We start from the raw sequence: 14,971 nt of genomic DNA, 5'->3' as shown, positions 1-14,971 counted from the left end.
CGGGCGCCTCGCTACTGCTTGATGAACTCGATCGACAGCGGGTACTTGTAGAACTCGCCGCGGTTCGCCGCGAGCGCCGCCATGACGGCGAACACCACGGTCAGGACGGCCACGGCGAGCAGGATGAGCAGCCCGATGCCGAGCCACGACGTGATGCCGCCCACGAAACCGGCGATCGCCATGGTGATGTGGAAGTTGAGCGCCACCCTCGTGTGCTCGCGCACGAACCGTCCGCGGTCGCGCAGCACGAGGTAGGCGACGATCGGCACGACGATGCTGAAGAAGATCCCGCCGACGTGGGTCAGCGTCGCCCAGAGCCGTTGGTCCTCGGGGCTCATCGGCTGGGGCGGCTGGTGGTTCGGCGGGTACTGGGGGCCGCCTGGGCCGCCGGGCTGCTGTCCGTAGGTCATGCGGGAAGCGTACCGACGAGCGCCGACGGCCGTCCCGCGCTGTCGGCCGTCGGGCGTAGGATCAGCAGTCGACACACGAGAGTGCCAACGCGAACGGGAAGGGGATCGAGTGGTCAGCGAACGCAGCCTCGAAGTCCTCAAGGCCATCGTGCGGGACTACGTCGCCTCCCGTGAGCCGGTCGGCTCGAAGTCCATCGTCGACCGGCACGCCTTCGGTGTCAGTGCGGCGACGATCCGCAACGACATGGCCCAGCTCGAGGACGAGCAGCTCATCGTCGCGCCGCACACGTCGTCCGGACGGGTGCCGACCGACAAGGGGTACCGGGTGTTCGTCGACCACCTGGCCGCCGCCCGCCCGCTCTCCAGTGCACAGCGGCACGCGATCGAGACCTTCCTCGACGCCTCCGGCGACCTGGACGACGTCCTCGGCCGGACGGTCCGCTTGCTCAGCCAGCTCACGAACCAGGTCGCACTCGTGCAGTACCCGTCGATGGTGCGCGCCCGGGTGCAGCACGTCGAGCTCGTCCGGCTCGGGGACACCCGGCTCATGGTCGTGCTCATCACCGACACGGCCAGGGTCGAACAGCGCGTCGTCGAGAGCGACGTCAGCCTCGACGAGTCCGCGCTCACCGAACTCCGCAGCGTGGTGAACGGCGCGACGGTCGGGTTGCTCCTGCAGGACGTGCCCGGCGCGCTCCGGGCGGTGCCGCAGCAGCTCCGACCCGACGTGCAGCCCCTCGCCGGGGTCGTCGTGGCGACCCTCATCGAGCAGGTGGCCGCCAACCGTCAGGACCGCCTGCTCATGGCGGGTGCGGCGAACCTCGCGAAGAGCGAGTCGGACTTCTCCGGCGGTCTCTTCCCCGTGCTCGAGGCCATCGAGGAACAAGTCACCCTGCTCCGGTTGTTCGGGGAGATGCAGGTGGACGACATCGCGGTGGCCGCGAGCATCGGCGCCGAGAACGCCGAGTACGGCCTCGACGCCACGAGCATCGTCGCCGGCGGGTACCTCGCCGGTGGCGAGGTGGCGCGGCTCGGGGTGCTCGGGCCGACCCGGATGGACTACGGCAGCAACATGGCCGCCGTCCGGGCCGTCGCACGGTACCTGTCCAAGCTCCTGGGCGAACATTGACCGGCCCGCACCGCGATCGGCGCGACCCACGCGCTCGACCCGCACCGGGCCTCCAGACCGACCGAACCGAAACACTCTGAGGGATACGTGGCAGACCACTACGACGTCCTCGGCGTCCAGCCGGACGCCTCCGATGCCGACATCAAGAAGGCCTACCGTCGCCTGGCGCGTGAGCTCCACCCGGACGTGAACCCCAGCCCGGAGGCCGCCGAGCGCTTCAAGGACGTGACGCACGCCTACGACGTGCTGAGCGACCCCGAGCAGCGCCGTCGGTACGACGCCGGTCCGCAGGCGGACAGCCCGTTCGGTGGCGGCGCCGGAGGCTTCAGCGACATCTTCGACGCGTTCTTCGGCGGGGGCGGCGGTGGCCGGGGCTCCGGTCCGCGCAGCCGCGCCGAGCGGGGGCAGGACGCCCTGCTGCGCATCGACGTCGACCTCGACGAGGTCGTCTTCGGCACCCACAAGGAGGTCGAGGTCGACACCGCGGTGCTGTGCGAGACCTGCAACGGTTCGTGCTGCGCGCCGGGGACCAGCCCGCGGACGTGTGACATCTGCGGCGGCTCGGGTCACATCCAGCGCCAGGTGCGATCGCTCCTCGGCAACGTCGTGACGAGCGCCCCGTGCGGCACCTGCCGTGGCTACGGCACGGTCATCCCGAACCCGTGCCCGACGTGCCAGGGCCAGGGTCGTGTGCGCGCCCGCCGCTCGATCCCGGTCGACGTGCCCGCCGGTGTCGACTCCGGTCTGCGCCTGCAGATGCCGGGCCAGGGCGAGGTGGGTCCCGCCGGCGGCCCCTCGGGTGACCTCTACCTCGAGATCCGGGTGCGGCACCACGACGTCTTCAGCCGCGACGGCGACGACCTGCTCGCGACGCTCGAGGTCGGGATGACCGACGCGATCCTCGGTACGACGGCGACGATCGACGGCCTGGACGGCCCGGTGGAGCTCGAGATCCGTCCGGGTGTCCAGAGCGCGGACGTGCTCGTCCTCAAGGACCGCGGTGTCACCAAGCTGCGCGGCAACGGGCGCGGTGACCTCCGCGTCGGCGTCCAGGTGGTGACGCCGACGAAGCTCTCGCACAAGGAGCGCCAGCTCGTCGAGCAGCTCGCGAAGTCGCACAAGGCGACCAAGCCGCAGCTCGCCCGGTTCCAGCAGGGCATGTTCGGCAAGCTCCGCGACCGCTTCTTCAACTTCTGATGGCCTCGCTGTACCTCGTGCCGTCGCTCGACGGCGTGACCGTCGGCGACCGGGTGTCCCTGGACGGGGCGGAAGGTCGCCACGCGGTGTCGGTCGCCCGGGTGCGGGTCGGTGAGACGCTGCGCCTGGGAGACGGCCACGGCACCGTGGTGACCGGTCCGGTGGTGTCCACCGACCGTGACGCCCTCGTGCTCGAGGTCGCGGCGGTCGACGTGTCCCCGGCGCCGTCGCCCACGCTGACGCTCGTGCAGGCCCTCGCGAAGGGCGGTCGCGACGAGATGGCGGTGCAGGCGTCGACCGAGATCGGGGTCGACCGCATCGTCCCGTGGTCGGCTGCCCGGAGCGTGTCCCGGTGGGAGGGTGCGAAGGTGGAGAAGGGCCGAGCGCGGTGGGAGGCCATCGCCCACGAGGCCGCGAAGCAGGCCATCCGCCCGCGGGTGCCGGTCGTCGAGTCACCCGTGACGACCACGCAGCTGGCCGGCACGGTCGGTGCCGGGCGAGCGGTGCTCGTGCTCGACCCGGTCGGCGACGTCCGCCTGTCCGCGTGGGAGCGCCCGGCGGACGTCGAGGACATCGCGCTCGTCGTCGGTCCCGAGGGTGGCATCGACGGCGCGGAGTTCGACCGCCTCGTCGCCGCGGGCGCCGTGCGGGTCCGGCTCGGCGACACCGTGCTCCGGACCTCGACCGCGGGCCCGGCCGCCCTGTCGATCCTCCAGACGCGGCTCGGACGCTGGTAGGCCCGCCGTCGGCGGCGCGTTCTACGATGGGGACATGAGCACCAGCACGCCCAGCGTCTTCTCGAAGATCATCGCGCGCGAGATCCCGGCGACCGTCGTCGCCGAGGACGACCGTGTCATCGCGTTCGAGGACATCGCGCCCAAGGCTCCCGTCCACGTGCTCGTCGTCCCCAAGACCGAGCAGTACCGCAACGTGACGGAGCTCGCCTCCGGGGACCCCGACCTCCTCGCCCACGTGGTCGCCACCGCCCAGCGCATCGCCGACGAGCGCGCCGGCGGCCAGTACCGTCTCGTGTTCAACACCGGCGAAACCGCCGGTCAGACCGTGTTCCACGTGCACGCGCACGTACTCGCAGGTGAACTGCAGGAAGGCACCCTTGCCGGATAACGAACCACTCGAGCAGGACACCACGTCCGAGCTCACCGTCGACGGCATCGCCATGGTGCAGCTGCTCGGTCCCCAGGACCGGTTGCTCAAGACCGTCGAACGCCAGTACCCCGGGGTCCGCGTCGTCGTGCGTGGCAACGAGGTGAGCCTCACCGGTCCGGAGCGCGAGGTCGCCCGTGCCCGTGCCCTCGTCGACGAGCTCGTCGCCATGGTCAAGCGCGGGCAGGACATCGGCCCGGCCGACATCCCGATGTCGGCGCGCATCCTCGACGACGACCGCAAGCCGTCGGACACCTTCGGTACCCCGATCGTGTCGAGCCGGGGCAAGTCGGTCCGTCCGAAGACCGACGGGCAGCGAGCCTACGTCGACGCGATCGACGCGAACACCATCACGTTCGGGATCGGTCCGGCGGGTACCGGCAAGACGTACCTGGCGATGGCGAAGGCCGTCCAGGCGCTGCAGCGGCGTGAGGTGAACCGCATCATCCTCACGCGTCCCGCGGTCGAGGCGGGCGAGCGGCTCGGGTTCCTGCCCGGCACGCTCACCGACAAGATCGACCCCTACCTGCGGCCGCTGTACGACGCCCTCAACGAGATGATGGACCCCGAGCTCGTGCCGAAGCTCCTCGCGGCCGGGACGGTCGAGGTCGCTCCGCTGGCGTACATGCGCGGGCGGACGCTCAACGACTCGTTCGTGATCCTCGACGAGGCGCAGAACACCACGCCCGAGCAGATGAAGATGTTCCTCACGCGCCTCGGGTTCGGGTCGAAGATGGTCGTCACGGGTGACATCACCCAGGTCGACCTGCCGGGCAACCTCTCCGGTCTCCGGCTCGTCACACGGATCCTCGACGAGGTCGACGACATCCACTTCGCCCGCCTCGGCAGCGAGGACGTCGTCCGCCACACACTCGTCGGCCGCATCGTCGATGCGTACACCGCCTACGACGAGGAGCGGCTCGCAGAGCAGGCCGGGTACCGCCCGGGCGGTCGTGGCTCGGCAGCGGAGGGCAACCCCGCCGGCGTGAACCGCGCCGAGCGCCGGGGTCGACCGCCGCAGGACCGCCAGCGCTCCCCGTACCCGCAGAACGACTCCCGAGGAGGGAACCGGTGAGCATCGAGCTCAACAACGAGTCCGGGGTGGAGGTGGACGAGGCCGCGATCCAGCGCCTCGCCTCCTTCGCACTCGACGCGATGCACGTCCACGCCGACGCGGAGCTCGCGATCGTGCTCGTGGACGAGGGCGCGATGGAGCAGCTGCACGTGCGCTGGATGGACGAGCCGGGTCCGACCGACGTCCTGAGCTTCCCGATGGACGAACTGCGGCCGGGCACCGAAGAGGACCCGACGCCCGCCGGGCTCCTCGGCGACATCGTGCTCTGCCCACAGGTCGCCGAGGAGCAGGCGAAGACCGCCGGGCACTCGACGACGGACGAGATGCTGCTGCTCACGTGTCACGGCATCCTGCACCTCCTCGGGTTCGACCACGCGGAGCCGGAGGAGAAGGCCGAGATGTTCGGCATCCAGGGCGAGATCCTCTCCGCGTTCGCCGCCCAGCACCGAGGGCGGTGAGCTGATGCTGCTCGTCGCCGTCCTGCTCGCGGTGGCGTTCGTGCTCGTCGTCGGCGGTGGTGTGCTCGCAGCGTCCGATGCGGCGCTGTCGGTGCTGTCCCGCGCCGACCTCGACGAGATCGCGCGGGGTGCCAAGCGTCGTCGCGCGATCGAGGCGATCGGTGACGACGTCGGCGCACACGTCAACGCGCTGAACTTCGTCCGGGTGCTCGCCGAGACGGCCGCCGCGGTGCTCGTGACGATCGCCCTCGTGACCGTGTTCGACACGTGGTGGGTCGCGCTGATCGTGTCCGCCGCGGTGATGACCGCGGTGTCGTTCGTCCTCGTGGGGTCGAGCCCGCGCAGCGTCGGCCGCGCGCACGCCGAGCGGTTGATCGCCACCACGGGCGGTCTCGTCCGCGCCGTGCGGATCGTGCTCGGTCCCCTCGCCGGGCTCCTGGTGGCCATCGGCGACCGGGTGACCCCCGGGCGCGGTCGCAGCGCGTCGACGGTGTCGAGCGAGGAGCAGCTGCTGTCCCTCGTCGACGAGGCCGCCGAGAGCAACGTCCTCGAGGCGGACGACCGCGAGCTCATCCACTCGGTGTTCGCGTTCAGCGACACCCTCGTGCGCGAGGTCATGGTGCCGCGCACCGACATGGTCACCGTCGACGGCGCCGACACGCTCGCGGGCGCGATGGAGCAGTTCCTCGTCGCCGGGGTGTCGCGCATGCCGGTCACGGGCAAGGACAGCGACGACGTCCTCGGCGTGCTCTACCTCCGTGACGTCTCGCGTGCGCTCTACGAACGTCCGGGAGCCGGCGCCGAGCCGGTGACGACCCTGCTGCGTCCGGCCGGGTTCGTCCCGGAGTCGAAGGCCGCCGACGACACACTGCGTGCGATGCAGGCGGGCAGGAACCACCTGCTGCTCGTGGTCGACGAGTACGGCGGCGTCGCCGGTCTCGTCACGATGGAGGACCTCATCGAGGAACTCGTGGGCGACATCTCGGACGAGTACGACCGCGCCGTCGTCGACCGCGTCGAGCTCGAACCCGGTGTCTGGCGCGTCTCGGCCCGGATGCCCGTCGACGAGCTCGGCGACCTCTTCGGGATCGAACTCGACGACGACGACGTCGACACGGCGGGCGGGCTGCTCGTCAAGGAACTCGGCCACCTCGCCACCCGCGGCGACCGCGTCACCGTCGACGGGATCGTGCTCGTCGCCGACCGGGTGGAGGGCAAGCGCCGCCACCTCGTCTCCGTCCTCGCCGAGCGGACCGACGCCCTCGCGGACGTCGAGCGCGCCTTCGACGACACCACGCCCACCACGACAGGGAACACCTCCGCATGACCGACACCACCACGCCCCAGGGCCAGCCGTACCGCGCGGGCTTCGTCTCCTTCGTCGGCCGACCGAACGTCGGCAAGTCGACGCTCACGAACGCCCTGGTGGGCGAGAAGGTGGCCATCACCTCGTCGAAGCCGCAGACCACCCGTCGGGCCATCCGGGGCGTCGTGCACCGGTCGAACGGTCAGGTCATCATCGTCGACACTCCGGGCGTGCACCGACCGCGGACGCTCCTCGGCGAACGGCTCAACGACCTGGTCCAGTCGACGCTCGGCGACGTCGACGTGATCGGCTTCTGCGTCCCGGCCAACGAGCCGATCGGCCCGGGCGACCGGTTCATCAACGACTCCCTCGACCAGTACCCCCGAGCGAAGAAGATCGCGATCGTCACGAAGATCGACCGTGTGTCGAAGGACAAGGTCGGCGAGCAGCTCCTGGCGGTGTCGAAGCTGCGCGAGTGGGACGTCATCATCCCGACGTCCGGCACCCGCGGGCTGCAGCTCGAACCGCTCCTCGACGAGATCACGGCGCTGCTGCCCGAGTCGCCGCAGCTCTACGACGACGCGACCGTGACGGAGGAGACCGACGAGGACCGCATCGCCGAACTCATCCGCGAGGCCGCGCTCGAGGGCGTCCGCGACGAGCTGCCGCACTCACTCGCCGTCGTCGTGGAGGACGTCGTCGAGCCGGACCAGGACGACGACCCGGACGGCCCCCTGCGCATCTTCGCGAACCTGTTCGTCGAACGCGACAGCCAGAAGGCGATCGTCATCGGCCGCGGCGGGGAGCGGCTGAAGGACGTCGGCTCGCGCGCCCGGTCCGAGATCGAGTCGCTGCTGGGCGGGCGGCACGTGTACCTCAACCTGCGCGTGAAGGTCGCGAAGGAGTGGCAGCGCGACCCGAAGCAGCTCGGCCGCCTCGGTTTCTGAACACCCGACGTCCACTGACCGCGCCGGGAGGTCGAGGGCACGTCAGCCGATCGACTGACGCGCGTCTGCTCGGAGCGCCGTACCGTGGCATGGTGTTCCGTCCCGTGCTGCGCTCGCAGGTCCTCTTCGACGTCATCGTCGCGGTCCTCCTCGGCGTGGTGCTGCTGCTGCTGCGGACCGGTGGTGGCAACGGGCCGCTGAGCATCATCGTCGTCGCCGGGCTCACGGCGTCCCTGGCGCTCCGTCGACTCTCCCCGGGGCTCGCGCTCGGTATCGCGTGGCTCTTCGCCGTCCTGCAGATGGCGACCTGGCAGACCCCTGATCCCGCCAACGTGCTCATCGCGGGCGTGATGTTCACCACGAGCGCGTACGGGAGCGCCAGGGTCCGGCTCGCAGGACTCCTCTCCGCGGTCGGTGGGGCACTCGTGGCCGCGGGCTACATCGGGTTGCAGGACGTGCAGCAGCAGCACGACGCCGGCTTCACGCGGACCCCGATGGAGTTCGCACAGCTCGTGCTCGGCACGTTCGCCGGGGTGCTGCTGGTCCTCCTGCTCCCGTGGCTCGCCGGGCTGGTCCGCCGGACCCGTCGGCTCGCGAGCGTCAGCCGAGAGGCCCAGCTCCTCGCCGAACGCGATGCTGCCCGCGCCGACCGCGCGGTCGCCGTCGAGCAGGAGCGTGTCCGCATCGCTCGCGACATGCACGACATCGTCGCGCACTCGCTCGCGGTCGTCATCGCCCAGGCGGACGGCGCGCGCTACGCGCTCAAGGCCGATCCGGCGATCGCCGACCAGGCCCTGACGACGATCTCCGGTACGGCCCGCCGGGCTCTCGGCGACGTCCGTGAACTGCTCGGGACGCTCCGGCACGAGCAGGGCACCGCGCCGACGCCGGACATCGACGACATCGAGCACCTCGTGACGGAGATGCGTGACATCGGGCTCGACGTCGACGTCGAGCGCGAGGGCGACCCGTCGAACCTGCCGACGACGACACAGCTCGCCGTGTACCGGATCGTGCAGGAGAGCCTCACGAACGCCTACAAGCACGGGCAGCGTGGCGCTCCCGTGCGTGCTCGTCTCACCTACCGGCCGGACACGGTCGAGATCCAGGTCATCAACGAGCGTGCCGACGACGGCCGCGCCGGCCCCGGGACCGGTCACGGCCTCGTGGGCATGCGCGAGCGTGCCACCATGACGGGCGGGACGATGACCGCCGGACCGCGTGGTGACGACTTCGTCGTGGCGGTCCGGATGCCCTCGGTCCCCGCCAGCGGGCAGATGCCCCGCGACCGCATCACCTCGATCCAGCAGGAGCGCACCGCACGATGACCACGACCCCGAACCCCGAGGCCCGCATCCGTGTGGCGCTCGTCGACGACCAGGCGCTCTTCCGCACCGGGATCCGCATGCTCATCGACTCGCAGCCGGACCTGCAGTTCGTGGGCGAGGCCGGCGACGGCGCCGAGGGCGTCGAGCTCGTGCGGCGTGCCCGCCCCGACGTGGTCCTCATGGACGTGCGGATGCCGGTGATGGACGGCATCACGGCGACGTCCCGGATCGTCGAGCAGTCGGGCACCGACGGGGCGAAGGTCCTCGTGCTCACCACGTTCGACTTCGACGAAGCAGCCGCGAAGGCGATCCGTGCGGGAGCGAGTGGTTTCGTGCTGAAGGACGCAGACCCCGAGTTCCTGCTCGCGGCGATCCGTACGGTGCACGCGGGGACCGCGGTGTTCGCGGCGTCGGCGACGCGCGAGTTGCTCCGTCGCTACGAGGACTCGACGACATCGGTCGAGACGGTTCCCCCGGCGTTCACGGAGCTGACACCACGGGAACGGGAGATCTTCGACCTCGCTGCGAAGGGCCTGAGCAACAGCGAGATCGCGTCGCACGAGTTCGTGAGCGAGGCGACCGTGAAGACGCACATCTCGCGGGTCCTGACGAAGCTCGAGCTGCGCGACCGGGTGCGGCTCGTGGTGTTCGCGCACGAGCACGGGCTGGTCGCGAAGGACTGAGCGCGGCGCGCAGCGCCTGCGGCGTCACCCGCACGGCGGCCGGACGTGCGCAGCGCCCGCAGCGCCCGCAGCACGACGCCCCGTCATCCGGAGGGATGACCCGTCCACAGGGGAGCAAGCCGAGCGGACCATCCACAGGAGCCGACCGACCGACGCGGGACCAGCCTCCAGTCCGTCATCGTGGTCGCATGACCAGCAGCCACGCACCGATCATCCGCCTCGACCACGTGTCCAAGCACTATGGCGACGCCGCGCGCCGGGTGACGGCGCTCGACGACGTGAGCGTCGACATCGGCTCGGGTGAGTTCACTGCGGTGATGGGACCGTCGGGGTCGGGTAAGTCGACGCTCATGCACGTCGCCGCCGGCCTCGACGCGGTCTCGAGCGGCCGCATCCAGATCGACGGAGCCGACATCACCGGGCTCGGCGACCGCGAGCTCACCGAACTCCGGCGTCGTCGGCTCGGGTTCGTGTTCCAGTCCTTCAACCTCGTGCCCACCCTCGACGTCGGCGAGAACATCCGACTGCCGTTCCTGCTCGGCGGCCACCGCACGTCGCGCGAGGAGGACGCGTGGATCGACCGGCTCGTCGACATGCTCGGGCTCGGCAACCGTCTGACGCACCGTCCGCACCAGCTCTCCGGCGGCCAACAGCAGCGCGTCGCGATCGCCCGTGCGCTCGCCTCGCGGCCGGCCGTGGTCGTCGCGGACGAACCCACCGGCGCGCTCGACTCGCGGACGGGGCGGGACGTCCTCGGGATCCTGCGCGGTGCCGTCGACGAGTGGGGGCAGAGCGTCGTGATGGTCACGCACGACCCGGTTGCCGCCGCCAACGCCGACCGCATCCTGTTCCTGGCGGACGGGCGCATCGTGGGGGACCGCCCCGCGATGGACGCCGCCGAGATCTCCGCGACGATGCTCGGGATGGAGGCTGCAGCGTGAACGCGGTGACGTCCCTGCGGGAGTTCCGCGCCACGATCCTCGTCGCCGCACTCGGCACGACCTTCGGCTCCGCCCTGGTCATCGCGCCGGGCATCGTGTCGGAGGCGCTCGCGACCACCGGACTCGACGGCATCGCCACCGTGAAGGCGATCCTGTCGGTCGTCGGGTGGCTGTTCCTCGGCATCGCGCTCTACGTCGGTGCGATCGTCACGGCGAACACGTGCGCCACCCTCATCGCCGGGCAGACGCGCGTGATCGCCCTGCAACGGCTGGTCGGCGCGACCGGAGCCACGCTGCGGTCCCGGATCACGCGGGCCGGACTCCTCGTCGGACTCGTCGGCGGCCTGCTCGGCGCCGTCGTCGGCACCGGCCTCAGCGCGGTGTTCGTGATGGTGCTGCGGGGCAACGGCTTCCTGCCGGACACCGCGTACACGCTCGTCCCGTGGGAACTCGTGCTGCCGATCGTGGCAGTCGTCCTCGCCACCTGGGGTGCGTTCGCAGTGGGGTCGCGGCGGGTCCTGACGGTCACGCCGCTCGAGGCGCTGTCGTCGAGCATCGAGCCGAGCCACGACGACGTCCGCTCGGGGCGTGCACGCAGTGTGTGGGCAGTCGTGCTCATGGTCGTCGGCGGCGGTCTGATGGCCATCGGCCTCGCGGCCAGTGCGGCGTCGCCCATCGCGGTCCTACCGGCTGCGCTCGGCGGCTTCGTGTCCTTCGCAGGGGTGGCCGTCGGCGCGACGATCGTGATGCCGCCCGTGCTCCAGCTCATCGGTCGCATCGGCGCGAAGGACCCGGTGGTCCTCCTCGCCGGACGGAACGCGATGCGGGCGCCGGGACGGTCCTCGCGCGCCACCATCGGGCTCGTGATCGGCGTGACGCTCCTCGTGACCTTCGCGGTCGCGCTCGGCATCATGCAGCACACCCTCGAGACCGTGACCTCCGGGCAGGACGGCATGACGCCGGCGATGGTCGAGGCGCAGCGCGACTTCTTCGCGCAGCTGAACGGCGTGGTCAGCGTGATCGTCGGCTTCTCGGCCGTGATCGCCGCGGTCGGCGTCGTGAACGCCCTCGCACTCGGCGTGCTGCAGCGACGTCGTGAGCTCGGCCTCCTCCGGGTCCTCGGCCTCACCGGTGCGCAGGTCCGTCGGATGATCGTGACCGAGGCGGTGCAGATGGTCGTCGCGGCGGTGGTCACCGGGCTCGTGCTCGGCACCGTGTACGGGTGGGTCGGCGGGCAGACGTTGCTCGGCACACTCGGCACCGTCGTCACACCCGTGCTGCCGCTGACGACGGTCGGCATCGTGATCGTCGGCGCACTGGTCCTCGCGGTCGTCGCGACGATCGCGCCGGTGCGACGCGCGATGCGTGTGCCGCCGACGGAGGCACTGGCGGTCGACTGACGGCGCGCGTCCCCGCCGGAGGACGGACGAGGGGCCGACGGCGACCACGTCCCGGCACGGAGGCGCGCGGCGGACCCGCCCCGCGCCTCCAGGCTGCTTGCACACGGTTGGTACACCAGTGCTACGGTGGTCCTGATGTACTCGGCGCTCCTCCTCCTTCGCTGCCGCGACGAGGCCTGACACAACGGCCCACCTCGTCGCGGAGTCCGTCGTGGCCTGACCCACACCTGACGACGAAAGCGACGAAACGATGCAGAACACGCAGCAGCCCTCGGGGATGCCGATCCACAAGTACGTCCCGTTCCACGAGCAGATCCGTGTCGAGCTGCCCGACCGTACCTGGCCGACGAAGCGCATCGACAAGGCGCCCCGGTGGTGCGCAGTGGACCTCCGTGACGGCAACCAGGCCCTGATCGACCCGATGGACTCCGAGCGGAAGCGGGCGATGTTCGACCTGCTCGTCCGGATGGGCTACAAGGAGATCGAGGTCGGCTTCCCGAGCGCCTCGCAGACGGACTTCGACTTCGTCCGCTCCCTCATCGACGAGGGCGCCATCCCCGACGACGTCACGATCCAGGTCCTGACGCAGGCGCGCGAACACCTCATCAACCGCACTTACGAGGCGATTGACGGCGCGAAGCAGGCCATCGTCCACCTGTACAACTCGACGTCGATCGTGCAGCGCGAGGTCGTCTTCCGGACCGACGTCCAGGGCGTCGTCGACATCGCGGTGCACGGCGCCGAGCTCTGCAAGGCGGCCGAGGCGAACCTGCAGCACGACACACAGGTGTTCTACGAGTACTCGCCCGAGTCCTACACGGGCACCGAGCTCGAGGTCGCGGTGCAGATCTGCAACGCCGTGCTCGAGGTCTTCCAGCCGACGCCCGAGCGCAAGGTGATCATCAACCTGCCCGCCACGGTCGAGATGGCGACGCCCAACGTCTACGCCGACTCCATCGAGTGGATGTCCCGCAACCTGGCGCACCGCGAGGACGTCATCCTCTCGCTCCACCCGCACAACGACCGCGGAACCGCCGTCGCCGCCGCCGAGCTCGGCTACATGGCCGGGGCCGACCGCATCGAGGGGTGCCTGTTCGGCAACGGGGAGCGCACCGGCAACGTCGACCTCGTCGCCCTCGGGATGAACCTGTTCACCCAGGGCATCGACCCCGAGATCGACTTCAGCGACATCGACCAGGTGAAGCGCACGGTCGAGTACTGCAACCAGCTCCCGGTGCCCGAGCGGCAGCCGTGGGCGGGCGACCTCGTCTACACGGCGTTCAGCGGCTCGCACCAGGACGCCATCAACAAGGGCTTCGACGCGATGCGGGCCAAGGCCGACGCGGCGGGGAAGTCGGTCGACGAGATCGCCTGGGCAGTGCCGTACCTGCCCGTCGATCCGAAGGACATCGGCCGCTCCTACGAGGCCGTCATCCGTGTGAACTCGCAGTCCGGCAAGGGCGGCGTCGCGTACCTGCTGAAGACCGACCATGCGCTCGACCTGCCTCGGAAGCTGCAGATCGAGTTCTCCGGCGTCGTGCAGCAGCACACCGACTCCGAGGGCGGCGAGTTCTCGTCGGAGCGCATCTGGGACCTGTTCCGCGACGAGTACCTCCCCGCCGACGACGAGTCGGACAAGTGGGGCCGCTACGAGATCACGAAGACGGCGACCGCGTCGGACTTCGACGGCACCACGAAGCTCTCGGTCGCGATGCGCGTCGACGAGGGATCGGTCAGCGCCGAGGCCGTGGGTACCGGTCCGATCGACGCGTTCCTGCAGGTCCTCGAGGGCCAGGGCATCGACGTCACGCTGTACGACTACTCGGAGCACACGATGAGCGCCTCCGGTGACGCGCAGGCCGCCTCCTACGTCGAGCTCGACGTCGACGGCACGAGGCTCTGGGGCGTCGGCATCGACGCGGACATCGCCACGGCGTCGCTCAAGGCGATCGTCAGCGCGGTGAACCGCGCGGTCCGTGCCGGGGCCGCGTCCGGCGCGCCGTCACCGGAGCTCGTCTCCGCGTAGTCACGTCCACGGCCGGGAGGCGCGGTGTGGGTCCGTCCCGCACCGCGCCTCCCGGCCGTGCCTGTCAGGCGCCTGCTCGAACGTTCCCAGAACGCGTGCTGTGGCTTGTGCTTTCGGGCGTACACGGTCGGAAGTATCGATCGGGTACGCCCGGTTCGGCCAGGTATGCCCGGTTCGGCCAGGGACGCCCGGTTCGGCCAGGTACGCCTGGTTCGGCCAGAGACGCCCGGTTCGACCAGGGACGCCTGGTTCGGCCAGGGACGCCCGGATCGGCCAGGTATGCCTGGTTCGGCCAGGGACGCCCGGTTCGGCCAGGGACGCCCGGTTCCGACCACCCTGCTGCACTGCGCCGTCGGTGGCGAGGGGGATACTGGAGCAATGCCGCTGTACCGGGACGAGTGCGTCGTGTTGCGCACCCACAAGCTCGGTGAGGCCGACCGCATCGTCACGATGCTCAGCCGCCAGCACGGCAAGATCCGAGCGGTCGCGAAGGGCGTCCGCCGGACCGCGTCGAAGTTCGGCAGCCGACTCGAACCGTTCATGGTGGTCGACGCGCAGTTCTACGAGGGACGCTCCCTCGACATCGTGACGCAGGCGGAGTCGCTCGGCTCGTACGGCGCCCAGATCGTCGCCGACTACGGCTCGTACACGGCTGCGAGCGCGATGGTCGAGACCGCCGACCGGCTGAGCGAGGCCGACGCCGGACTCCAGCAGTACCTCCTGCTCGTCGGAGCCCTCCGGTCCCTGGCGCGCGGGGAGCACGCCGCGACGGCGACGCTCGACTCGTACCTGCTCCGGGCGATGAGCATCGCGGGGTGGGCGCCCTCGTTCGGCGACTGCGCGGTGACGGGTGAGCCGGGGCCGCACTCGGCGTTCGTCGTGCAGCTCGGCGGGGTCGTCGCGGACC

15 protein-coding genes are annotated in these 14,971 nt (G+C 70.7%); 14 read left to right on the top strand and 1 reads right to left on the bottom strand.

Annotated features, from left to right (window positions below; translation table 11 throughout):
• Positions 1-11: 11 nt before the first annotated feature.
• Positions 12-410, bottom strand: a complete 399-nt coding sequence (locus NS184_RS09350; RefSeq protein WP_242863014.1) for a DUF4870 domain-containing protein — start codon at positions 408-410, stop codon at positions 12-14.
• A gap of 109 nt (positions 411-519) precedes the next feature.
• Here NS184_RS09350 and hrcA point away from each other — a divergent pair, with 109 nt between their 5' ends.
• The 14 genes from hrcA to recO all read left to right on the top strand — a co-directional run.
• Entirely contained in the window at positions 520-1,539 is a 1,020-nt protein-coding gene (gene hrcA / locus NS184_RS09345; RefSeq protein WP_058725854.1) for a heat-inducible transcriptional repressor HrcA, read from the top strand.
• Positions 1,540-1,626: 87 nt separating this feature from the next.
• Positions 1,627-2,736: a molecular chaperone DnaJ gene (gene dnaJ, locus NS184_RS09340; protein ID WP_058725853.1), complete on the top strand. Its 1,110-nt coding sequence runs from the start codon at positions 1,627-1,629 to the stop codon at positions 2,734-2,736.
• A complete protein-coding gene (locus NS184_RS09335) occupies positions 2,736-3,473 on the top strand; it encodes a 16S rRNA (uracil(1498)-N(3))-methyltransferase (protein ID WP_058725852.1) in 738 nt (245 codons plus the stop codon). The genes dnaJ and NS184_RS09335 overlap by 1 nt, the downstream gene beginning before the upstream one ends.
• 34 nt (positions 3,474-3,507) lie before the next feature.
• A complete protein-coding gene (locus NS184_RS09330) occupies positions 3,508-3,861 on the top strand; it encodes a histidine triad nucleotide-binding protein (RefSeq protein WP_058725851.1) in 354 nt (117 codons plus the stop codon).
• Positions 3,851-4,975, top strand: coding sequence for a PhoH family protein (locus NS184_RS09325; RefSeq protein ID WP_058725850.1), 1,125 nt, complete (start codon positions 3,851-3,853; stop codon positions 4,973-4,975). Before NS184_RS09330 ends, NS184_RS09325 begins: the two co-directional genes overlap by 11 nt.
• Positions 4,972-5,433 (top strand): rRNA maturation RNase YbeY, encoded by a 462-nt coding sequence (gene ybeY, locus NS184_RS09320; RefSeq protein WP_058725849.1) that lies wholly within the window; start codon positions 4,972-4,974, stop codon positions 5,431-5,433. Before NS184_RS09325 ends, ybeY begins: the two co-directional genes overlap by 4 nt.
• 4 nt (positions 5,434-5,437) lie before the next feature.
• The gene (locus tag NS184_RS09315; protein ID WP_058725848.1) at positions 5,438-6,760 is read left to right on the top strand and encodes a hemolysin family protein; all 1,323 of its coding nucleotides are present in this window, start codon (positions 5,438-5,440) and stop codon (positions 6,758-6,760) included.
• Entirely contained in the window at positions 6,757-7,686 is a 930-nt protein-coding gene (gene era / locus NS184_RS09310) for a GTPase Era (RefSeq protein WP_058725847.1), read from the top strand. Before NS184_RS09315 ends, era begins: the two co-directional genes overlap by 4 nt.
• Before the next feature lie 89 nt (positions 7,687-7,775).
• Positions 7,776-9,014, top strand: coding sequence for a sensor histidine kinase (locus NS184_RS09305; RefSeq protein WP_058725846.1), 1,239 nt, complete (start codon positions 7,776-7,778; stop codon positions 9,012-9,014).
• Entirely contained in the window at positions 9,011-9,697 is a 687-nt protein-coding gene (locus tag NS184_RS09300) for a response regulator (protein WP_058725845.1), read from the top strand. The genes NS184_RS09305 and NS184_RS09300 overlap by 4 nt, the downstream gene beginning before the upstream one ends.
• Before the next feature lie 188 nt (positions 9,698-9,885).
• The gene (locus tag NS184_RS09295) at positions 9,886-10,638 is read left to right on the top strand and encodes an ABC transporter ATP-binding protein (protein ID WP_058725844.1); all 753 of its coding nucleotides are present in this window, start codon (positions 9,886-9,888) and stop codon (positions 10,636-10,638) included.
• The gene (locus NS184_RS09290) at positions 10,635-12,038 is read left to right on the top strand and encodes an ABC transporter permease (protein ID WP_058725843.1); all 1,404 of its coding nucleotides are present in this window, start codon (positions 10,635-10,637) and stop codon (positions 12,036-12,038) included. Before NS184_RS09295 ends, NS184_RS09290 begins: the two co-directional genes overlap by 4 nt.
• Before the next feature lie 250 nt (positions 12,039-12,288).
• Entirely contained in the window at positions 12,289-14,064 is a 1,776-nt protein-coding gene (gene leuA, locus NS184_RS09285) for a 2-isopropylmalate synthase (protein WP_058725842.1), read from the top strand.
• 378 nt (positions 14,065-14,442) lie between these two features.
• The coding region (gene recO / locus NS184_RS09280; RefSeq protein WP_083513584.1) for a DNA repair protein RecO at positions 14,443-14,971 on the top strand (529 nt) is incomplete at its 3' end.

Origin of the sequence: Curtobacterium luteum (assembly GCF_001475545.1) — a bacterium.
GTDB lineage: Bacteria > Actinomycetota > Actinomycetes > Actinomycetales > Microbacteriaceae > Curtobacterium > Curtobacterium luteum_A.
The sequence above is the reverse complement of the archived record's forward strand: the minus strand, read 5'-3'. Positions and strand labels throughout refer to the sequence as shown.